Source organism: Marinobacter shengliensis (assembly GCF_030297115.1).
Classification (GTDB): Bacteria; Pseudomonadota; Gammaproteobacteria; order Pseudomonadales; family Oleiphilaceae; genus Marinobacter; species Marinobacter shengliensis.
Genome location: NZ_AP028062.1, coordinates 1,929,703 through 1,950,744, shown reverse-complemented (window position 1 = coordinate 1,950,744; position 21,042 = coordinate 1,929,703). Strand labels below are relative to the sequence as shown.

The window sequence follows — 21,042 nt, the reverse complement described above, 5'->3', positions numbered from 1 at the left end:
GGCCGCCCCGAATCAATACAGGTGTTCAAATAGTTGTGTGAGCAGGTCTGACGCGCTGTACTCACCAGTATAGCTGTCCAACCTCTCAGCTGTGACAAACAGGGCGTCTTCACGCTGTTCAATGTTCACGGTATGGGTATGGCGGGGTTCAGCCTTATTGCTGAACCAGGAGAACCAGCCCGGGGTGCGTTCGTCTTCGGTACGGAAGTCCACGTGGAACCAACGCTCACTCCGGTTGAGGTCCTGGATGTCTGCGCCAATCTCCTCAAGGGAACGGTTCACTTCCGCCCAGGTGCGGCCGAAATCTAGCTCAACGCGCACAGCAACCGCCTGGTCATCTTCAGACAGCAGCCTCACCAATGGCTGGGCAACCATGCCGGATGCCGCCCGGGAGAACGACTTGCTGTCTTCACGCTGTTTCATGAATTCACCAAGCTCGGCCAACAGCGCCTCTTTCCTGCTCTGGGCACGGGTGTCGGATTCCTGATCCGACTGCCAGGCAACGAGCCCTTCAGGCGCGTCATCAAGCTCCAGAATCCGTAGCCGGATTTCGGTCGTCTTGCGTCGAATGCCCGGGGCCAGTCGCATCTGCAACAGCACTCGGGGCTCCTGAGCGACCGGGTCATCGGCCAGCCCCAGCATGTCACGGCTGCGCTTGCTGAAGTTGGCCAGTTCACTCTGGAGGATGCCCAACTGGGGGTTATCGTAGGCCACGCCAAGGCCGGCATCGTTCATCCAGGCACTGGCAACCGGCCACAGGCGGCCGGGCACTTCATTGACCAGAAGCCAGACACGACCATCCAGTTCCTCGATCACGTAGTTCTGATCCAGAATTTCCGAGGTCATGTCCGGTGGGCGCGGGATGGAAGACGGAAACAGCCGGCGTGAATCATCCTTATTGATGCTCCGAACCGGCATGATCTGGCTCAGCCTGGAATCGTCTGCACCCTCGGGCACGTTGATTGGCTCGCCTTCCGGCGCGTGAACGTATCGCTGGGAGCGATCTTCCAGGATGCCACACCCAACCAGGGTGCTGGCCAACAGGAGCCCGGCTAACGGCCGGAACAGGAATGTCTTGGTGTTACGGGCTCTTCCAGGAACCTGCATCGAGTTACTCCGGTAAAACGGGAATCGGTTGGCCTCAGAGAACACCTGAGGCCTTAAGTGCGTCTTCCACCTCGGCGTGGAACTTCTCGCTCAGCGGCGTCAGCGGCAGGCGAATGCCCTCACCGATCATCCCCATGCGATGCAGTGCCCATTTAACCGGAATCGGGTTGGCTTCCAGGAACAGCTTGCGGTTCAGCGGCATGAGCAGGTCATTCAAACGACGTGCCTCGGCTTCGTCACCTTTGATCGCCGCCTCACACAACTGTGACATGGCTTTAGGTGCCACGTTGGCAGTGACAGACACATTGCCCTTGGCGCCGGCCAGCATCAGGTCTGCTGCGGTGGCGTCGTCGCCGGAGTAGACCGCCAGGCGGCCATCCAGGGCTTCGATCAGCTCGGCACCGCGGGGAATGTTGCCGGTAGCGTCTTTGATGGCAACGATATTGGGGATATCCGCCAGGCGCAGTACGGTTTCATTCAGCATGTCGCACGCTGTGCGGCCAGGCACGTTGTAAAGCATCTGACTCATGCCCGGCACGGCCTCGGCAATGGCTTTGAAGTGCTGATAGAGACCTTCCTGGGTTGGCTTGTTGTAATAAGGCACAACCAACAGACAGGCATCGGCCCCCAGCTTATGGGCTTCGGACGTCAGCTCAATGGCTTCCCGAGTACTGTTACCACCGGTGCCGGCGATAACAGGAATCCGGCCATCGACCCGTTTTATGATGTGGCCGATAACCCGACAATGCTCCTCCGGGTCCAGCGTTGCGGATTCGCCGGTGGTACCCACAGCAACGATGCCGTGCGTGCCGTTTTCAATATGAAAGTCCACCAGCTTGTCCAGATCCTCCCAGTGAATGTCACCGTTTGGATGCATGGGCGTGACCAGTGCGACAAGGCTACCCGTAATCATAAAAACTCCGTCCGAATAAAAGCGATATGGTAATGTTGGGCTCGAACTGACACAAGGGAATTAAAGGAGATGTCATGTCATCCGTAGCATTGAACCAACCCGTGCCCGATTTTGAAGCCGAGGCGACCGACGACCAGATTATCAGACTGGCCGACCTCCGGGGTAAAAACGTCGTCATCTACTTCTACCCGAAGGACAACACACCCGGATGTACCACCGAAGGCCAGGATTTCCGGGACAGGATGCCTCAGTTCAGCGAGCTTGATACCGAAATCTTTGGTGTATCCAGAGACGGGCTCAAGGCTCACGCCAATTTCCGGAGTAAGCATCAGTTTCCGTTCCACCTGATCTCGGACAAAGACGAGGCCCTGTGCAAGCTGTTTGATGTGATCAAACTGAAAAAACTGTACGGCAAGGAGCACCTGGGTATCGAGCGTAGTACCTTCCTGATCGACAAGGACGGCAACCTGAAACGGGAGTGGCGTGGCGTTAAAGTAAACGGCCACGCCGACGAGGTCCTGGAAGCCGTCAAGGCACTCTGACCTACTCTGATACCGCCGGTGAGGGCTCGGATTCCTTCACCGGCCAGGCAGCAAACACCGCCTTGAGCATGGTGGCCAGCGGAATCGCAAAGAACACGCCCCACAACCCCCAGATACCCCCGAAGAACAGAACCGCCACGATAATGGCAACCGGGTGCAGATTGTTCACCTCAGAAAACAGGATAGGCACCAACACGTTGCCATCCAGCGCCTGAATGATGCCATATACCACCATCACCCAGATGAAGTGGGAACTCCAGCCGAACGCAAACAGAGCGATCACCGCGACCGGAATGGTGACCACGGCAGCGCCGATATAGGGAATCACCACGCTCAAGCCCACCAGCAGCGACAGCAGCGCCGCATAGGGCATGCCCAGGAGTTTGAAAGCGGCGTAAGTGACCACGCCAACGATCAGAATCTCAACCGCCTTGCCCCGCACGTAATTGGCGCACTGCAGGTTCACCTCCTGCCAGATGCGAATCATCATCGGACGTTGGGGAGGCAGCATCCGGCCAATGGAAGCGACCAGTACACGTCGGTCTTTCATGAAAAAGAACACCAGAATCGGCACCAGGACCATGTAGATCAGCAGCGCTACCAGGTCTGGAATGCTTGATAGAGAGAACGAGACCAGTACCTGGGTCATGTGAGCGACTTCTGCCGATACCTGGCGGTATATGGTGTCTACTGCCTCCATGGAAATCAGATGAGGATATTCCTCCGGCAGGAGCTCAAGGTAAGACTGAAGCTCGCGAATGATTCGAGGTGCTTCACCGGCAAGGTTACTGACCTGCGTCCAGATCAGTGGCAACAGCCCGAAAATAAACCCGACCAGAACACCGAGGAACACCACAAACACGCTGATGATCGCCACCAGTTCGGGTACACCCATCTTGTGCAGCTTGGCAACCAGGCCCTGAAGGATAAACGCGATAATCAATGACGCGATCGCCGGAGCCAGCATGGCGCCGAACAGAATGACAAAAACCGTACCGGTAACCAGAAGCAGAAACAGAATCACTGCTTCTTCATCAGAAAAATACTTGTGGGCTAGACCGCGCAGAATTCTGACCATGAACAACTCCGGAAGATTAACCGCCGCACTTTATCACGAAACGGAATTCGCCGTGATGCTCTGACTGGCTGACCAAAGTATGAGAAGACATTCCAAGCCAGGCCGGGATATCCCGGGCAGAACCCGAATCCGTTGCAATCACTTCAAGCTCTTGCCCGGCATTCATGGCGTTGAGTTCCAGCTTGGTTTTGAGAAGTGGCATCGGGCAACGCAGCCCGGAGGCATCCAGAATTCGATCAGCCATGTTAAGCGAACACCATTACCATTTATCCAATAATCGAGCAGGCATTATGCCGGGGGTGTTACCCTATTGCATCTCAAGTCTTCGTAATACAGATAAGAACTTTCCGGGCTATGCTGATGTCAAAGTGGCAAATCCCCACGGGTGTGACTGAAATCCATGAATCGAACTGATCGCCAGAATCCTGTCTGCCGTTTACTGACCACGTTTGCTCTGGCACTCCCCCTGCTGCTCTCCGGCGGGTTCAGCCATGCCCAGGAATCCAGCCTGCCCAGTATAGGCGGCAGCGCTGGCCTCATTTCCGGCCAGCAGGAAGCGGAAATCGGCCAGCAGGTGATGGCGTCTATCCGGCGTTCCGCACCCCAGATACAAGACCCGCTGGTATACGACTACCTGCACGCCATTACCTACAAACTGGTGCCCTCTGCCCCGCTGGATAACCGGGAACTGAAGCTGGTTCTGATCGACAGCCCTGCCCTTAACGCCTTCGCCGTCCCGGGCGGTATCGTGGGCGTTAATGGTGGACTGTTCCTCAATGCCGCAACGGAACAACAGTTTGCCTCAGTCATGGCCCACGAACTGGCGCATTTGAGCCAACGTCACTTTGCCCGCCGCATGGAGCAACAGGAAACCAGCGCACCGCTGACACTGGCCGGGATGATCGCCGGTATCGTGCTGTCCGCGGTTACCCAATCCGATATTGGCATTGCCGCCATCGCCGGCACCCAGGCCCTGTCAATCCAGAACATGCTGGCCTACAGCCGGGCCCATGAACAGGAGGCCGACCGGGTGGGCATGGAGATTCTGGCCAACGCCGGCCTCGATCCGCGCGGCATGCCGGAAATGTTCGAAATCATGATGAGACAGAACCGGTTACAGGGAAATCAGATGCCCGAGTACCTGTCGACCCACCCATTAACCCAGAACCGGGTCGCCGACAGCCGTAACCGGGCGGAACAGTATCCCGACGAACGCATCCGGGATGGCCAGGAATATCACCTGGTTCGTAGCCGCCTGCAGGTGCGTTACGCCTCGTCAGCGCAACTGGCAGTCGAGACGTTCGAGGATTACCTGGCAAGGGATGACGCCAAACGCAACGACGCCATTCGCTACGGGCTGGCTGTGGCCTATCAGCGCAACCAGCAATACGACAAGGCCGAGCGCATACTGCGGGAACTTCTGGACGGCAGCCCGGGCAGAATCACCTTTCAGGTGACCCTGGCCGACGTGATGCTGGACCAGAAACGTTATGAAGACGCACGGACATTGCTGCGGCAGGCATTGGCCAGAAACCCACGCAACTACCCCATCACCTGGACACTCGCCGAAATCGAGATTGCCGACGGCAATGGGGATACCGCCGCCGGCTTGCTGCGGGACCTGGCCCGGCGCCTGCCGGAACGGGAGCAGATCTGGTTACGACTGGCCGAAGCCGAGGGAATGGCCAGGAATATCGTGGGTGTGCACCGCGCACGGGCAGAATACTATGCCTTGATGGGGGACTTGCAATCCGCCCAACGTCAGCTGCGCCAGGCTCAGGAAAAGCTGCCCGCCGGGTCTGCCGAACGGCAGGTGGTCAACGAACGCCTGAACGACATTACTGACAGACTGCAAGCCCGGAGAGGCTAACGGGGATGGTCAGGCGTTTCCGGCAGCTTTCAGGTTCATGTTGGCGGTGAAATCCAGCATCCGGCGCAGCGGGCGCAATGCGTCTTCACGCAGGGTCGGGTCAACCAGCACTTCCTGATCGCCCCGCTCCAATACCGCAAGCAGGTTCTCAAGGCCGTTCATAGCCATCCAGGGGCAGTGGGCACAACTGCGACAGGTGGCGCCATTACCCGCCGTTGGCGCTTCAATCAGCGTCTTGTTGGGCGCCAGTTGCTGCATCTTGTAGAAAATACCGTTATCCGTGGCCACGATGAATTCTTCATTGGGCAGCGTCTGGACCGCGTGAATCAACTGAGAGGTTGAACCGACCACATCAGCCATCTCCACCACCGCGTCGGGAGATTCCGGATGCACCAGTACAGCTGCCTCGGGATAAAGCGCCTTGAGATCTTCCAGGCCCCGATGCTTGAACTCTTCATGCACGATACAGGAGCCATCCCACAACAACACATCAGCGCCCGTTGTCTTCTGCACGTAGTGGCCCAGGTGTTTGTCCGGCGCCCACAGGATCTTCTCCCCTCTGGCATCCAGATGCTCAACAATGGCCTGGGCGCAGCTGGAGGTCACCACCCAGTCCGCCCTCGCCTTTACGGCCGCAGAAGTGTTCGCGTACACCACCACCGTCCGGTCCGAATGTTGATCGCAGAAAGCGGAAAACTCATCCGCGGGGCAGCCAATATCGAGGGAGCAGGTAGCCTCCAGCGTGGGCATCAGCACCCGCTTCTCGGGATTGAGAATCTTGGCGGTTTCACCCATGAAACGGACACCAGCCACCACCACCGTAGACGCAGGATGCTGGTTACCAAACCGTGCCATTTCCAGGGAATCGGCAACACAGCCGCCGGTTTCCTCGGCAAGACGCTGGATATCCGGATCTGTGTAGTAATGGGCCACGAGCACAGCATCCTTCTCTTTGAGGGCTGCCTTGATGCGTGCCTCAAGCTCAGCTTTCTCGCTGGCACTCAGGGCCTTTGGCTCCGCTTCGTGTGCCAGATGTTCCTGAACAAGGATACGGTCTTGCGCTCGTGTCATTTCTGGATCTCTGAAGTTACTGTTACCGCGAGAGTATATCACTTCCGGGCATGTTTTCATGGGGCTGTAACATAGCCTCCCGGGCACCCGGAAAATGAGTACGCCCATGCTGACTAGATGGGATCGTGAAGCCAAAAAAAAAGAGCCCTGGGGCTCTTTTTTCCACAAAACCCGGTGTCGGGCCTTGCTATTTGGTGGGTCGTGAAGGATTCGAACCTTCGACCAATTGGTTAAAAGCCAACTGCTCTACCAACTGAGCTAACGACCCATAACTGGTTGCCGGCGCTTCCCCGGCGAATGAAGGCACTCAAGACCACCATTCCGCAATTTGGTGGGTCGTGAAGGATTCGAACCTTCGACCAATTGGTTAAAAGCCAACTGCTCTACCAACTGAGCTAACGACCCAAACGAGGCGCACATATTACTGAATTTTTTTTGCTGATCAACCCCTTTTTGCGGGATTTACCAACTTTTTTCCGGGACCGATCAACAAGCAGACAAGCGGTTCAATCTGTGATCAGAGTCACGCCTTCTCGAGGTACTTCCGGGCCAGATCCGCAGCACCCGTATTCGGATAATTATCCACAACGCTCTGCATGCGGCGTTTCGCCTCGTCTTTTTCGCCCATCCGATCCAGTGTTACACCGAGCTTGTAGACCGAGTCTGGCGCTTTTCGGTGATCACTGAAACGGGTAGCGACAATGGTGAATGCCTGCTTGGCCTGCTCGAGGCGGGGTTCCGCCAGGTACACCTCACCCAGCCAATAGTAGGCATTGACGGTAAGGTCCCCTTCCGGATATTCATCGATAAACTCATACAGCCGACTGATGGCGGTATCAAAGTCTTTCTTGTTCCGGATCAGATCAATGATTTCGTTATAGGTTTTCTGCTCATCCGCACCGGGGGATCGGTAAACCCTGGCCGGCGTTAGCTGGCCACCCTGACCAGATTCGGCTGCACGGCTTGATTCCCGGGTGTTTTCGGCCTTGCGCTCAACAGCCTTGGACAGGTCCAGTATCCGCTGGTCCAGATCCACGTAGCGATCCCGGCTTTGCTGCTGCAAGCGGCTGATCTGATGCTTCTGTTCTTCCACCTGCCCCTGCAGCCTGCGCACATCGCTCTGGAGCTGCTGGATCATGTAGAACAGTTCCGCCGTAGCCTGGTTATTACCCGACTTACGCTGGGCCTCAGAGGCATTGTTCTGAAACGCGGGTGCAGACGACTGTGCCAGACTGACTCCCGCCAGGCCGAGGCCCAGCGGAAGCAGCACTGTCGCCATGAGCAATTTTCTCATGGGACCTTCCGATCATTGATTTCGATTACTTGAACACCAGCTCAACGCGACGGTTCTGTGCCCAGGCACTTTCGGACGAACCGCGAACAGCCGGCTTCTCTTCACCATAGCTTACGGTTTCGATCTGGCCACGGGAAGCACCATTAACGATCAGGAAGCGCTGAACCGCATTGGCACGACGCTCACCCAGGGCAAGGTTGTATTCCTTGGTACCACGCTCATCGGCATGACCTTCAAGACGAACATTCTGGCGTGGATTGTTGGCCAGGAACTGGGCGTGGGCAACCAGAACATCGCGAGCTTCCTGCTTGATCTCGGAGGTATCGAAATCAAAGTAGAACGTAGTGATGTTGCGCAGTGCTTCCTGCTCAGCCTGCTGGCGCGCGGCCTGACGCTCTTCTTCGCTCAGACGAGAGGAAGAAACGCCATCACCATCGGCGCCGCCGTAAACGGTGGAACCACCGTCCTGATCAATAGCGGCCACATCGGAGCCATAAGCACCATCTTCCATGGTATCGCCGGTGGAGCTACAACCGGCTACCAGGCCCACGGACAACAACATCGCAAACGCTTTAGTCTGTACTGACAGTTTCATGTGTGCACTTCCTTATCGTGATTGGTTTATTGGACAACAACGTGTTCAGCGAACGATAGGGCCCCAGGCGGGCTCACGGACATCACCGTCTGACGCCGGCAGGCTGTACGCCGCCCCGCCATTTGCCGAGACAACCGTGAGCACGCTGGTACCGTTTTGCTGTGTGGCATAAATCAACAAGCGTCCGTTTGGTGAAACGCTCGGTGATTCATCCGATTCGGTTCGGGTAATGACAGATTCCTCCCCGTTTTTCAGATTCGTGCGGGCGATATGGAACGCCCTCTCCCTTTGATGCACGTAATACACGTACTCGCCTTTGGCATCCGGTCTTGGGCGGGCGTTGTATCGGCTGCCAAAGGTAATGCGCCTTGGTTCGGCACCCGCTCTTTCCATATGGTAGATCTGGGGGCCGCCTGAACGGTCTGACGTGAAATAGATTCCCCGGCCGGTGTGATCCCAGGCACCCTCAGTGTCGATGGCCCAATGGTTGGTCATCCGGGTCAGGTTGCCTGAGGCAATATCAAGCCGGTAGATCTCTGCGTTACCGTCTTTGGACAGAGTCAGCAGCATGGACTTGCCATCCGGTGACCAGGCGGGTGCCGAGTTCAGACCAGGAAAATCCGCCACCTTCTTGCGGTTTCCACTGGCCAGTTCATGAACAAACACCACAGGCTTGCCGGTTTCAAAAGACACATAGGCCAGCTGCTTGCCGTCCGGAGACCAGGCGGGAGACAAAATGGGCTCGCGGCTTTCAAGGCGGATTCTTGAGCGCTTTCCGTCTACATCGCTTACGTGCAAACGATAGCGGGCGTTATCGCCGTCTCCGGTCACCGTGACATAGGCAAGCTTGGTCGAGAACACCCCCGGATCCCCGGTAATAGCCTCGTACACCCGGTCACTGATGTGATGGGCGAGAGTTCGAACGTTGCTGGCCGGGGCACCGGCTGTTTCTCCGAGGATGCGTTCTTCCCGGTTAACATCAAACAGTTCGTACCTGGCTTCGATACGGTCACCTGAACGGGTGAGTTGCCCCACCAGAACATAGCGCTGCCCCAGCAGGCGCCAGTCCCGGAAATACACCTCCGAGCGCTGTGAAGGCAGGCTCAGCATTCGGGAGGGCTCAAGCGGGCGAAACTCGCCGCTCATGGTCAGGTCTGCCTGCACAATACTGCTTACCTTGTCGCCCGCGGGCATGGCACCGCTTTCGGCAAATGGCACCACCGAGATCGGTATGGCGGAATCAGCGCCTTCCGTGATGCGGATCAGCAGCTCTGCCCTCGCCTGACTGGCAAGCAGCATGAGAACAACCAATGCTGCCAGTGCCGTGCTAAAGGGAATTCCCTGACGATATGAGTCATGTGCGTTCAATGTCATAGGCCTCACCGCAACCGTTGCGGATTGAATTCAATAGTAAACTGACGGAAATAACGCTCAAACGTATCCCGATCTGACGGAATCGGGTACCGGCTCAAAGACCGGACTGCACCCAATGCCGAGTTATCAAATGCCGTATTCCCGCTACTGCTGACCAGACGGGCGTTCACCAGTTCCCCGGTGGGCAGCAGGGTTATCTGAACCCTGGCCGTCATATCTTCCGTCGCTGACGACGGCGGATACCAGGCCTGGCTCAAACGCTCACGTATAAGCGCCTGGTATTTCTCGCTTTCTGACAGCATTTGCGCTTCACGGGCGCGGGCGGCAGCGGCTTCCTGCTGGCGCCGGGCTTCCGCTTCCCGCTCTCGGCGGGATTCTTCGGCCAGGGCTTCGAGTTGCTGCTCTCTCAATCGGCGCTCGGCTTCCTGGCGTTTGCGTTCTGCTTCCTGCCGGGCAGCCTCCTCCTGACGTTTACGTTCCGCTTCTTCCTGCCGGCGACGCTCTTCCTGGCGACGCTTCTCTTCCTCGGCTTTGCGCTTTGCCTCTTCCTGACGCTTGCGTTCCTCTTCAGCACGCTGGCGCTCACGCTCTTTGGCCTCTGCCTCAGCTTTCTGGCGCGCAGCCTCCTGTTCCCGTGCCTGCTGCTCGGCCCGTTCGCGAGCCTGAGCTTCCTGACGCTTGCGCTCTTCTTCCCGCTGCCGCGCCTGTTCCTGAGCCTGCCGTTCGGCTTCCCGCCGGGCCTGCTCTTCCTGCTGACGACGGCGCTCCGCTTCCTGCTGCTGGCGCTCAAGCTCCTGTTGCTGACGACGCTCCTGTTCGCGATCTCGCTGATCCTGCTCATCCACCACCGGGCTCGGCCGGGGTTCCGGGCTGACCAGCCGCGCAGAAATGGTTCTGGGCTCCGGCTCAGATATCGGCGATGTCCAGGACCAGCCCGCCAGCGCAATCCCGACAATCAGCAGGTGTAATGCCACAGACATTACCACTGGCGATTTCAGGGGCGCCGTATCGGTACTGATGGTTTCCCGCTCGTGACCCTTCACAACAATAATGCCACCCTGTTAAGGCCTTTCCTGAGGTGCGTCGGTTATCAGGCCAACCCCGGTTGCGCCTGCCGCCTGAAGCTCAGCCATCAGTCGCACCACTACGCCGTACTCCACGAACTCATCACCGCGCACCAGCACCTCACCATTGGTGCGCTGAGACAGGATATTGGCCACCTGTTCACGCACCTCAGCCAGCGTCATCGGGTCGCTGCTGCGGTCACCGATATCCATGTAGTAGGCGCCGTTGGCGTCTACAGAGACGGTAATGGACTCAACGTCTTTATCCTGCTGGATCGGGTCTGACGTGGTTTGGGGTAAATCCACCTTTACCCCCTGGGTTAACATCGGAGCCGTCACCATGAAAATGATCAGCAGTACCAGCATCACGTCGATGTAGGGCACCACATTAATCTCAGACATCGGCTTGCGCTTTTGCTGGGGCATCAAGCCCATACCTTTCATGCCGCTCATGCCGTTCTCCTCCCGTTATCGACGAGTGCCATCAGGCAGCCTGGTCACTGTTATGGACACGGCGATGCAGAATGCTGGAAAACTCCTCGGCAAAGGTTTCATAGTTCTTCAGCAGCGCATCCGACATGGCAGAGAACCGGTTGTAGGCGATAACCGCCGGGATCGCTGCAAACAGCCCCATGGCGGTTGCGATCAATGCCTCCGAGATACCTGGAGCCACCGTGGCAAGCGTTGCCTGCTGCACCTGCGCCAGCCCCCGGAAGGAATTCATGATGCCCCAAACAGTCCCGAACAAACCCACATATGGACTGGTTGAACCCACAGTTGCCAGGAACGGAAGATGGGTCTCCAGGCGCTCCTGCTCACGGGAAAAGGCAACCCGCATAGCCCGCTGGGTGCCCTCCATGACGGCGTCGGCATCGCGACTTTGCTGGCGCAGACGGGAAAATTCCTTGAAACCGGCCCGGAACACAGATTCCATGCCGGAAAACGGCGTCGGGTCTGCATTCACCTCTTTGTAGAGCTGCCCCAGATCCATGCCGGACCAAAACCGTTCTTCAAAGGCCAGCTGCGCCTGCTTCGCTTTCCGGAACACCTGAATGCGTTGAAAAATCAAAGCCCAGGACACCACCGATGCCAACACCAGCAACAGCATGACCAACTGCACCAAAACCCCGGCATTGGCAATCAGATACCAGACTGAAAGTTCCGCTTCCACTGTGCACTCCCAACTATGTTTGTAGGCTTTTCAATAAACTAAATGGATTTCTTCAGAATTTCTTGCATGTTTTCAGGCAGCCTCTTGGGCTTGCCGGTATCCAGTGCGATGCAGGCCACCCGCACATCGGCCTCGCACAACAACTGCTGGTCTGCCGCTCGCAGCACCTGCTGCCGAAAGTTCATCCAAACCCGGGATGAGGCCGTGGGCTCTGCAGTAACCAGCAGTTGGTCGTCCAGTTTGGCCGGCACTTTATAGTGCAGATTCATGCGCTGAACCACGTAACTTATGTTGTCTTCCAGGCCGGCCCTCAAGCCAACACCGTGGCTACGCACCCACTCGGTTCTGGCCCGTTCCATGTAGTGAAGATACTTGGCATGGAAGACGATACCACCAGCGTCTGTATCTTCTATATACACCCGGATAGGTAATTCAAAGCGTTCTTTCGTACCGTTTTCAGTCAAAGAGGTCATCCTCAGCACCGGATTTCGGGGCCACCACACCAAAATGGCGGTAGGCGCTGGAGGTTACCATCCGCCCACGGGGCGTTCGTACCATAAAGCCCTGCTGAATCAGGAACGGCTCCAGCACGTCCTCGATGGTCCCCCGCTCCTCGCTAATGGCCGCAGCCAGGCTTTCCACACCCACCGGCCCCCCATCAAACTTTTCGATCATGGCCAGCAACAGGCGGCGGTCCATGTGGTCAAAGCCCTGGTCGTCCACTTTCAACATGTTCAGAGCCTGGTCGGCAATGTCGGCAGTTATGTGGCCGTCTGAGCGAACCTCGGCAAAATCCCTCACCCGCCGCAGCAGGCGGTTGGCAATTCGTGGTGTGCCCCGGGAACGGCGGGCTATCTCGAACGCCCCCTGTTCATCGATGGTCACCGAAGACAACCGTGCCGACCGTAGAATGATGTGCGTGAGGTCCTGGGTGTTGTAGAACTCCAGACGCTGAACAATGCCAAAACGGTCCCGCAGTGGCGATGTCAGCAAACCGGCCCTGGTTGTGGCACCCACCAGGGTGAATGGGGGCAAATCCAGCTTGATGGATCGCGCCGCCGGCCCTTCGCCGATCATGATATCCAGCTGATAATCTTCCATCGCCGGATACAATACTTCTTCAACCGCAGCGCTCAGGCGATGAATCTCATCGATAAAGAGCACATCGCCTTCTTCGAGATTGGTCAGCATGGCGGCCAGGTCGCCGGCTTTTTCCAGTACCGGGCCAGAGGTGGTCTTGATCGACACCCCCATCTCGTTGGCAATAATGTTTGCCAAGGTGGTTTTACCAAGTCCCGGCGGGCCGAAGATCAGCACGTGGTCCAGCGCTTCCTGGCGGCCCCGGGCAGCAGAGATGAAAATTTCCATCTGCTCACGAACCGTCGGCTGACCCACATACTCAGACAGCAACGTCGGGCGAATGGCCCGATCATGCACTTCCTCGTATTCACCGGCCTTTGCCGAGATCAGTCGGTCAGATTCAATCATGGCATTATCCGCTTGCTGGGAATAAACAACGTGCCCACAGGTTTGGCCTGACGTTCAAGTTGCCCCAATTGTACAAAGGGCATGGTTGGAGTCACGTTACGCTCTATACACATTGGTGTCATGGGGCGACACATAAAAAGACCGGGGAGCAAGTTAACTACCCGGCCGGAATCATATTACGCAGGGCAAGGCGAATCAGCGCCTCGCTGGTCATATCTGGCTCAGCCACCTTGCTGATGGCCTTGGCCGCTTCCTGGGGCTTATAGCCCAGGGCAATCAACGCGGCCTCGGCCTCGTCTCTCGCATCGTGACTTGCCTGCGGCGCTGTTGTGGAGCCGCCCGGAGCCGCTGAACCGGGTACCGTCGGGGTGAACTGCCCTTCCAGTTGGCCAATGCGGTCAGCCATATCAATCAGGAGTCGCTCGGCGGTTTTCTTACCGACCCCCGGCAGCTTCACCAGGGCGCTGACATCGCGGGCCTCAACACAGCGTATAAACTGTTGGGCATCCAGGCCGGACAGTATGCCGACAGCCAGTTTAGGGCCAACGCCATTGACCTTGATCAGCAGCCGGAAAAGATTGCGATCCAGCCGGGAGGCAAAGCCATACAGGCTCTGGGCATCTTCTCTGACCGCAAAATGCGTGTGTAGGGTAACTTCCTGCCCGGTTTCCGGCAGGTGAAAGAAGGTGGTGTAGGGAATGTCGACTTCATAACCCAAACCGGAGCACTCCACCAGTGCGTGGCCGGGGGCCTTCTCTATTAATACGCCTCGGATTCTACCGATCAATGCAGGCCTCCTGGGGCTTGTCTGAGCCTGTTATTGTTGCCGAACCCGCCCACTTCGCGCTTTGCCACCGCTGCCGGCGAGCTTCAGTATGCTCTGGTTCATGTGGGCATGACACAGTGCGATCGCCAGGGCATCCGCCGCATCTGCCTGGGGCTTGCGGGACAAACCCAGCAGTGCCTGGACCATATGCTGAACCTGGGATTTGTCAGCGCCACCAGTACCAACCACCGCCTGTTTGACCTGGCGAGCGGAATATTCATGGACAGCCAGGCCGCTGTTGGCGGCACTGACAATCGCCGCACCCCTGGCCTGCCCCAGCTTAAGGGCTGAATCCGGGTTCCGGGCCATGAACACCTGTTCAATGGCGAACTCTTCCGGGCGGTACTCACCAATCAACACAGCAAGGCTATGGAAAATGGTTTGCAGGCGTTCCGCCATGGGCTTTTCACCCACCCGGATACAGCCGCTGTCGATATACTCGATCTGGCGGCCTTCCGCACGAATGATGCCGTAGCCGGTGATTCGTGAGCCAGGGTCTACACCCAGGATGATGGCCATCCGCGCGCCCTCAGAGATCGCTTGAGCAAAAGCACTCAGCCCGGAGGCCCCAGGAGCAACCTCCGGGCTTGCGCATCACTCGTTGTCTTCGGCTTTGTTACCTTCAACCGCTTTGGCTGAGCGGCGCAGGCGAATATGCAGTTCTTTCAGCTGCTTTTCGTCTACCGCACCCGGCGCCTGGGTCATCAGACAGGTGGCGCTCTGGGTTTTCGGGAAGGCGATGACGTCCCGGATGGACGACGAACCGGTCATCAGCATCACCAGGCGATCCAGGCCGAAAGCCAGGCCGCCGTGTGGCGGGCAACCGAACTTCAAAGCGTCCAGCAGGAAGCCAAACTTGGCGCGAGCTTCCTCTTCCTCGATACCCAGGATGCGGAACACCGTTTCCTGCATTTTGCCGTCGTGGATACGGATAGAACCACCGCCCAGCTCGGTGCCGTTCAGTACCATGTCGTAGGCGCGGGACAACGCATTGGCCGGGTCCGCTGCCAGCTCGTCCGGGCTGCAGGATGGCGCAGTGAATGGATGGTGAATAGCGGTGAGGCTGCCGTCTGGCAGTTCCTCAAACATCGGGAAGTCCACCACCCACATCGGCGCCCACTCGCAGGTAAGCATGTCGAGGTCATGACCGACTTTGATGCGCAATGCGCCCAGTGCTTCGTTGACCACGGTGGTCTTGTCAGCACCGAAAAACACGATGTCGCCATCTTCCGCCGCAACGCGCTCCATGATCGCCATGGCCACGTCGTCGCCCAGGAACTTAATGATCGGCGACTGCAGGCCTTCGACGCCCTTGGCCAACTCATTGACCTTGATGTAGGCCAGGCCCTTGGCCCCGTATATGCCGACAAACTTGGTGTAATCGTCAATCTGCTTACGGGTCAGCGCACCACCCTTCGGCACACGCAAGGCTGCAACACTGCCTTTCGGATCTTTCGCGGGTCCGGCAAAGACCTTGAAGTCCACGCCTTCCACCAGGTCGTTCACGTCTTGCAGTTCCAGCGGAATACGCAGGTCCGGCTTGTCGCTGCCGTAACGCTGCATGGCCTCGGAATACGGCATGCGCGGGAATTCCGGCAGCTCCACATCCAGCACGTCTTTGAACAGCGCACGGATCATGTCTTCGTTGAGCTTCATCAGGGTCTCTTCATCAATGAAAGAGGCCTCGATGTCGACCTGGGTAAACTCCGGCTGACGGTCTGCCCGCAGGTCTTCGTCACGGAAACACTTGGCGATCTGGTAGTAGCGGTCAACGCCCGATACCATCAGCATCTGCTTGAACAGCTGCGGCGACTGGGGCAGCGCGAAGAAGGAACCTTCGTGGGTACGGCTGGGCACCAGATAATCACGGGCGCCTTCGGGGGTGGCACGGGTCAGGATCGGTGTTTCCACATCCATGAAACCGCGGCTATCCAGGAAGTTGCGGATGTAACTGGTTACCCGGGAACGGAAACGCAGACGGTTGATCATTTCCGGGCGGCGCAAATCGATGAAGCGATAGCGCAGACGAACGTCTTCACCCACATCTACGTGCTCGTCCAGCGGGAACGGCGGCGTGGCAGCGGCGTTCAGGATCACGACTTCCTTACCCAGCAACTCAACCTGGCCGGTCGGCATGTTGCTGTTCTCGGTGCCCGCCGGACGGCGACGCACGCGGCCGGTGACTTTAACAACAAACTCACTGCGAACCTTCTCCGCCAGAGCAAAGCTCTCAGGGGTGTCAGGATCGACAACCACCTGGGACATGCCATCCCGATCTCGCAGATCCAGGAAGATAACCCCACCGTGGTCCCGGCGGCGGTGTACCCATCCACAGAGAGTGACTTCCTGATCGATGTGGGATTCGTTGATCCCACCGCAATAATGACTGCGCATATCGGTTCCCGTTGTATCTGAATGTGTTCTTGGTTTGCCGCATCGGGCGGGGGGTGTGCTTTCCGAAACACGCTGTGGATACGTCCATGTACGCTCTGCTCCGCCATCCATGGCTCCGCAAGGTTTCGGAAAGCACACCCCCCGCCCGACGCTACGTCGTTCTTGACCGCACGGTGTTGAGGCGCCGCCGGTAAAAGCCGCCCATTATAAACACAATGACTGTGAAAATCAGGCGTCCCCAAGCAGAATTGAAGCCAGATATTGAACACCGGGATGACTATCAAAAAACCGGGGGCTAGAATGCATGGTTTGAGCGGACCATGGAGTATGACGTTGGCCACCAGAGCGGAACAAAAACTGAAAACCCGACGGGCTTTGATGGATGCCGCCCTGGCACAACTGAGTGCGGATCGGGGCTTTGGCAGCTTGAGTTTGCGCGAGGTTGCCCGGGAAGCGGGCATTGCCCCCACCTCCTTCTACCGGCATTTTTCCGAGCTGGATGAACTGGGCCTGGCCCTGGTTGATGAAGGCGGTGTTGCGCTACGACAGTTAATGCGCCAGGCGCGCAAGCGAATAGCCCGTGACGGCAGCGCCATCTCGACATCTGTCGATACGTTTATGGAGTATCTGGGCAACAACTCCAACCTGTTCCGCCTGATGCTGCGCGAGCGCACCGGAGTATCGAAACCGTTCCGAACCGCCGTCAAGGCCGAGATCGATCATTTCGTTACGGAACTGGCAGATGACCTTGGACGGTTTGCGGATGAACAGAACAAGCCTCTGGCCGATGCCCGGGTTGTGGCCGAAGCCATGGTGACACTGGTTTTCAATCAAGGCGCGGAGGCGCTGGATGCGACGCCCAAGGAGCGGGAGGAACTAAAGCACAAGCTCAAAACCGAGCTGCGGATGATTCTGGTGGGCTCCCAGACCCTGGCGCAGTGGCAGCAGGGCCGGGAATAAAACCATTGAAGTTCAAGTGAGATGATGGAGAAGCGGTTTCAGCTTCTCTTTGACCTGCGCCAGTGCAGCCCCTTCATAGGGCACCGGTGGCTGCTTGCCCCACACAGGGCCTGGCCAGGCCGGGTCACCTTCAAAGCGCACGATGTGGTGCAAATGAAGCTGCGGCACCATGTTACCCAGCGCCGCCACATTCATCTTGTCGCCCCTGAAAAGCTCCATCATGCCCTGGCTAAGCGTGGAAGACTCTTCCAGCAACCGCACCTGTTGCTTATGGTCCAGCTGGTAGATTTCCCGGATGTCCGGCACCGCCGGCACCAGAATTATCCAGGGCCAGGTGCTGTCGTTCATCAACAGGATTTCACACAGGCGGCTGCAACCCAGGTAGTAGGTATCTGCCGCGAGCCTTTCGTGTAGCTGAAACATCACCGGCCCTCTCGATCAGCCCGCGGAATGAAACTGGTTACGGCCGCGGCCAATGGCGTAGTAAACCAGACCATGGCGCTCGAGCATTTCCGGCTCGTACAGGTTACGACCGTCAAACACCGCTGGCTGTTTCAGGGCACCGGCAATCAGGTCGAAGTCCGGCGAACGGAATTCTTTCCACTCGGTACAGATGGCCAGCACATCGGCACCTTTCAAGGCCTGTTCTTTGGTGCCACACAGGGTCAGGCCTTCGTGGTCACCGTAGATGCGCTGGGTTTCTTCCATGGCTTCCGGATCAAACGCCTGCACCGCAGCTCCGGCCTTCCAGAGATTTTCCATCAGCGTCCGCGAGGAGGCTTCACGCATGTCGTCAGTGTTCGGTTTGAAGGCCAGGCCCCAGACCGCAACCACCTTGCCTTTCAGATCACCCTGGAAGAAGTGGCTGATCTTGTCGAACAGCACGTGTTTCTGAGCGTAGTTAACGGCTTCTACCGCATTCAGCAACTTGGCCTCGTAATCGCAATCACCTGCCGTCCGGGCCAGGGCCTGTACGTCTTTCGGGAAGCAGGAGCCTCCATAGCCGCAGCCAGGGTAGATGAAGTGGTAGCCGATACGGGGGTCGGAACCAATGCCCCGGCGTACCGCTTCGATGTCGGCACCCAGGCGTTCAGCCAGGTTAGACATTTCGTTCATGAAGCTGATCTTGGTGGCCAGCATGGAGTTGGCAGCGTATTTGGTGAGTTCCGCCGAACGGATATCCATAAAGATCATCCGGTCGTGGTTGCGGTTGAACGGGTAGTAAACCTCCCGCAACAACTCCGCCGCCTGTTCGCTGTCGGTACCCACCACAATGCGGTCCGGCTTCATGAAGTCATTGATGGCGGCGCCTTCTTTCAGGAATTCCGGGTTGGAAACCACGTCGAAATCCAGCTCCAGGCCGCGCTTGTCGAGCTGTGCACGCACCGCTGCCTTGACCTTGTCACCGGTACCTACCGGCACAGTGGACTTGTCGACAACCACCTTGTAGTCATCCATGTACTGACCGATGGATTTCGCCACCGCGAGCACGTATTGCAGATCGGCAGAGCCGTCTTCATCCGGCGGCGTGCCCACGGCAATAAACTGAAGGGTGCCATGTTTGACAGCCTGTTCGGTGTCGGTGGTGAACGACAGGCGGCCGGCTTCCACGGTGTGTTTAACAATGCTATCGAGGCCTGGCTCGTAAATTGGAATCTTACCGTTCTTCAGTTTCTCGATCTTGCCCTGATCCACATCCATACAAAGCACATCGTGACCAACATCCGCAAGACAGGCACCTGTTACCAGGCCCACGTATCCGGTTCCGAAAATCGTAATCTTCATTTAAAAGTTCCTGAAAATCGTTGTTTGAGAGTGTTATCGAGAAGCTTTTTTCTTCTGCCAGACCGCTTCCCAGGCCAGGGCGGTGCGCACGATGGTATTGAGGTCATCGTAATCCGGCTGCCAGCCCAGAACATTCTTGATTCGCGTGTTGTCGGCCATCAGTGCCGCCGGGTCGCCGGCGCGACGGCCGGTTTCAGTTACCGGAAAATCGACACCGGATTCCGCCTTGACCACATCAATGACTTCTCGCACGGTAAAGCCGCGGCCGTAACCACAGTTGAGCACCAGAGACTCGCCACCGCCAGCCATGTAATCCAGCGCCATCACGTGGGCCTTTGCCAGGTCTTCCACATGGATATAGTCGCGGATACAGGTGCCATCGCGGGTTTCGTAGTCAGTGCCGAATACACTCATACCATCGCGCTGACCGGTCACACATTCGCAGGCCACTTTGATCAGGTGCGTCGCCTCCGGCGTTGCCTGCCCCAGCAGTCCCTCCGGATTAGCGCCGGCCACATTGAAGTAGCGCAGGATAACGTAGCTAAGGTTACTGGCCGCAGCCAGGTCCATCATCATCCGCTCGCTCATCATCTTGGAGGCGCCATAGGGATTGATAGGTGCCAGCGGCAGGTCTTCTGTCAGCACCGTTTCCTCTGGCATGCCGTAGACCGCCGCGGTGGAAGAAAACACCATATACGGCACCTGGTGGCGTTCAACCGCTTTCAGCAGATTCAGAGTGTTACGGGTGTTATTACTGTAGTACTTGAGGGGATTGGCGACAGACTCCGGCACCACGATGTTCGCTGCAAAGTGCAGCACCGCTTCGAACTTATGGGCGGAAAATACGGCTTCTATCGCGTCTTCATCCGCCAGGTCGGCTTCCACCAGCTCCCCGGCGGTTACCGCCCAGCGATAGCCGGTAGAGAGGTTATCAAACACCACAATGTCGTGGCCCGCTGCTGCCAACTGACGCACAACGTGGCTGCCGATATATCCGGCACCGCCGGTAACAAGAACTTTCATGAGTCTGTGCTTCCCTTCCCTGAGTGTTGTTGGCGGCGCTGCCGGATTTCCCGACGGCGCCGGCTGAAAAATTCGGAGATCACCCGACCGCACGGTTCGGCCATCACGCCCCCGCAAACCTCTACCCGCCAGTTCAGATGCGGCTCTTCAAGGGTTCTTCTGGCCGACTCGACGGCACCCGCTTTGGGCTCAGCGGCACCATACACTAACCGGCTGATACGACCGTGGACAATAGCTCCCACACACATTGTGCAGGGCTCCAGGGTTACATACAGCGTAGCACCCGCCAACCGGTAGTTCCCCACCCGAGCCGCAGCATCCCGCAGGGCTCTGATTTCCGCATGGGCGGTCGGGTCGCAGTGGGAAATCGGGGCATTGAAACCCGCCCCAATCTCCCTGCCATCCAGAACAACAATGGCGCCAACCGGCACTTCACCGGCTGCCCCGGCCTGGGCGGCAAGCTCCAGTGCCCTGGCCATCCAGCGCC

At 57.8% G+C, this 21,042-nt stretch carries 23 protein-coding genes and 2 tRNA genes; 3 read left to right on the top strand and 22 right to left on the bottom strand.

The features are described from left to right. Nucleotides 1-12: 12 nt before the first annotated feature. Together bamC and dapA are read right to left on the bottom strand one after the other, a co-directional pair. Nucleotides 13-1,107 (bottom strand): outer membrane protein assembly factor BamC, encoded by a 1,095-nt coding sequence (gene bamC / locus QUE75_RS08990; RefSeq protein ID WP_106695602.1) that lies wholly within the window; start codon nucleotides 1,105-1,107, stop codon nucleotides 13-15. A 34-nt stretch (nucleotides 1,108-1,141) separates the two neighbouring features. Then, a complete protein-coding gene (gene dapA / locus QUE75_RS08985; protein WP_106695601.1) occupies nucleotides 1,142-2,020 on the bottom strand; it encodes a 4-hydroxy-tetrahydrodipicolinate synthase in 879 nt (292 codons plus the stop codon). 74 nt (nucleotides 2,021-2,094) lie between these two features. Between dapA and QUE75_RS08980 the strand changes: the two genes are divergently transcribed. Continuing rightward, nucleotides 2,095-2,562, top strand: coding sequence for a peroxiredoxin (locus QUE75_RS08980; RefSeq protein ID WP_286255262.1), 468 nt, complete (start codon nucleotides 2,095-2,097; stop codon nucleotides 2,560-2,562). A gap of 1 nt (nucleotide 2,563) precedes the next feature. Here QUE75_RS08980 and QUE75_RS08975 read toward each other — a convergent pair whose 3' ends face one another. Then, on the bottom strand, nucleotides 2,564-3,640 hold the full coding sequence (locus QUE75_RS08975; protein WP_106695599.1) for an AI-2E family transporter: 1,077 nt from the start codon (nucleotides 3,638-3,640) through the stop codon (nucleotides 2,564-2,566). A gap of 16 nt (nucleotides 3,641-3,656) precedes the next feature. Next, nucleotides 3,657-3,884 carry a sulfurtransferase TusA family protein gene (locus QUE75_RS08970; protein ID WP_058089598.1) on the bottom strand — a complete coding sequence of 76 codons (228 nt, stop codon included), beginning with the start codon at nucleotides 3,882-3,884 and terminating at the stop codon, nucleotides 3,657-3,659. A gap of 156 nt (nucleotides 3,885-4,040) precedes the next feature. Between QUE75_RS08970 and QUE75_RS08965 the strand changes: the two genes are divergently transcribed. After that, the gene (locus QUE75_RS08965; RefSeq protein ID WP_061331030.1) at nucleotides 4,041-5,510 is read left to right on the top strand and encodes a M48 family metalloprotease; all 1,470 of its coding nucleotides are present in this window, start codon (nucleotides 4,041-4,043) and stop codon (nucleotides 5,508-5,510) included. Nucleotides 5,511-5,519: 9 nt separating this feature from the next. On the opposite strand, the gene nadA is transcribed toward QUE75_RS08965, so the two are convergent. The 14 genes from nadA to aspS all read right to left on the bottom strand — a co-directional run bounded on the left by nadA (nucleotide 5,520) and on the right by aspS (nucleotide 16,787). Beyond that, nucleotides 5,520-6,581: a quinolinate synthase NadA gene (nadA, locus tag QUE75_RS08960; protein ID WP_058089875.1), complete on the bottom strand. Its 1,062-nt coding sequence runs from the start codon at nucleotides 6,579-6,581 to the stop codon at nucleotides 5,520-5,522. Nucleotides 6,582-6,773: 192 nt separating this feature from the next. Next, a tRNA-Lys gene (locus QUE75_RS08955) sits at nucleotides 6,774-6,849 on the bottom strand. A gap of 61 nt (nucleotides 6,850-6,910) precedes the next feature. Continuing rightward, nucleotides 6,911-6,986 (bottom strand) — tRNA-Lys (locus QUE75_RS08950). A 118-nt stretch (nucleotides 6,987-7,104) separates the two neighbouring features. Next, nucleotides 7,105-7,875: a tol-pal system protein YbgF gene (gene ybgF, locus QUE75_RS08945; protein ID WP_286255254.1), complete on the bottom strand. Its 771-nt coding sequence runs from the start codon at nucleotides 7,873-7,875 to the stop codon at nucleotides 7,105-7,107. A 25-nt stretch (nucleotides 7,876-7,900) separates the two neighbouring features. After that, on the bottom strand, nucleotides 7,901-8,470 hold the full coding sequence (pal, locus tag QUE75_RS08940; RefSeq protein ID WP_058089595.1) for a peptidoglycan-associated lipoprotein Pal: 570 nt from the start codon (nucleotides 8,468-8,470) through the stop codon (nucleotides 7,901-7,903). 45 nt (nucleotides 8,471-8,515) lie between these two features. After that, nucleotides 8,516-9,844: a Tol-Pal system beta propeller repeat protein TolB gene (tolB, locus tag QUE75_RS08935; RefSeq protein WP_396631702.1), complete on the bottom strand. Its 1,329-nt coding sequence runs from the start codon at nucleotides 9,842-9,844 to the stop codon at nucleotides 8,516-8,518. Nucleotides 9,845-9,849: 5 nt separating this feature from the next. Beyond that, complete coding sequence (gene tolA, locus QUE75_RS08930; RefSeq protein WP_138436689.1) at nucleotides 9,850-10,830, bottom strand: cell envelope integrity protein TolA; 981 nt, start codon at nucleotides 10,828-10,830, stop codon at nucleotides 9,850-9,852. Nucleotides 10,831-10,905: 75 nt separating this feature from the next. Then, entirely contained in the window at nucleotides 10,906-11,352 is a 447-nt protein-coding gene (tolR, locus tag QUE75_RS08925) for a protein TolR (RefSeq protein ID WP_058089873.1), read from the bottom strand. A 40-nt stretch (nucleotides 11,353-11,392) separates the two neighbouring features. Beyond that, on the bottom strand, nucleotides 11,393-12,016 hold the full coding sequence (gene tolQ, locus QUE75_RS08920) for a protein TolQ (RefSeq protein WP_244178336.1): 624 nt from the start codon (nucleotides 12,014-12,016) through the stop codon (nucleotides 11,393-11,395). 101 nt (nucleotides 12,017-12,117) lie between these two features. Further along, nucleotides 12,118-12,552 carry a tol-pal system-associated acyl-CoA thioesterase gene (gene ybgC, locus QUE75_RS08915; protein WP_106695595.1) on the bottom strand — a complete coding sequence of 145 codons (435 nt, stop codon included), beginning with the start codon at nucleotides 12,550-12,552 and terminating at the stop codon, nucleotides 12,118-12,120. Further along, complete coding sequence (gene ruvB, locus QUE75_RS08910) at nucleotides 12,536-13,567, bottom strand: Holliday junction branch migration DNA helicase RuvB (RefSeq protein WP_106695594.1); 1,032 nt, start codon at nucleotides 13,565-13,567, stop codon at nucleotides 12,536-12,538. The genes ybgC and ruvB overlap by 17 nt, the downstream gene beginning before the upstream one ends. A gap of 157 nt (nucleotides 13,568-13,724) precedes the next feature. Next, complete coding sequence (ruvA, locus tag QUE75_RS08905) at nucleotides 13,725-14,354, bottom strand: Holliday junction branch migration protein RuvA (RefSeq protein WP_286255250.1); 630 nt, start codon at nucleotides 14,352-14,354, stop codon at nucleotides 13,725-13,727. Between the two features lie 30 nt (nucleotides 14,355-14,384). Further along, entirely contained in the window at nucleotides 14,385-14,912 is a 528-nt protein-coding gene (gene ruvC, locus QUE75_RS08900; RefSeq protein ID WP_106695592.1) for a crossover junction endodeoxyribonuclease RuvC, read from the bottom strand. Between the two features lie 75 nt (nucleotides 14,913-14,987). Then, nucleotides 14,988-16,787: an aspartate--tRNA ligase gene (gene aspS, locus QUE75_RS08895; RefSeq protein WP_286255248.1), complete on the bottom strand. Its 1,800-nt coding sequence runs from the start codon at nucleotides 16,785-16,787 to the stop codon at nucleotides 14,988-14,990. Nucleotides 16,788-17,120: 333 nt separating this feature from the next. On the opposite strand from aspS, the gene fabR reads away from it, so the two are divergent. Beyond that, nucleotides 17,121-17,747 carry an HTH-type transcriptional repressor FabR gene (fabR, locus tag QUE75_RS08890; protein WP_106695590.1) on the top strand — a complete coding sequence of 209 codons (627 nt, stop codon included), beginning with the start codon at nucleotides 17,121-17,123 and terminating at the stop codon, nucleotides 17,745-17,747. A gap of 12 nt (nucleotides 17,748-17,759) precedes the next feature. Here the strand turns inward: fabR and QUE75_RS08885 are convergent, their stop codons facing one another. The 4 genes from QUE75_RS08885 to tadA are packed head-to-tail and all read right to left on the bottom strand — an operon-like array spanning nucleotide 17,760 to nucleotide 21,034. Further along, nucleotides 17,760-18,170 carry an HIT domain-containing protein gene (locus QUE75_RS08885; protein WP_286255243.1) on the bottom strand — a complete coding sequence of 137 codons (411 nt, stop codon included), beginning with the start codon at nucleotides 18,168-18,170 and terminating at the stop codon, nucleotides 17,760-17,762. 15 nt (nucleotides 18,171-18,185) lie between these two features. After that, entirely contained in the window at nucleotides 18,186-19,532 is a 1,347-nt protein-coding gene (locus QUE75_RS08880) for a UDP-glucose dehydrogenase family protein (RefSeq protein WP_286255241.1), read from the bottom strand. A 33-nt stretch (nucleotides 19,533-19,565) separates the two neighbouring features. Then, the gene (gene galE, locus QUE75_RS08875) at nucleotides 19,566-20,555 is read right to left on the bottom strand and encodes a UDP-glucose 4-epimerase GalE (protein WP_286255239.1); all 990 of its coding nucleotides are present in this window, start codon (nucleotides 20,553-20,555) and stop codon (nucleotides 19,566-19,568) included. Next, entirely contained in the window at nucleotides 20,552-21,034 is a 483-nt protein-coding gene (tadA, locus tag QUE75_RS08870; protein WP_072678228.1) for a tRNA adenosine(34) deaminase TadA, read from the bottom strand. The genes galE and tadA overlap by 4 nt, the downstream gene beginning before the upstream one ends. Nucleotides 21,035-21,042: the final 8 nt, after the last annotated feature.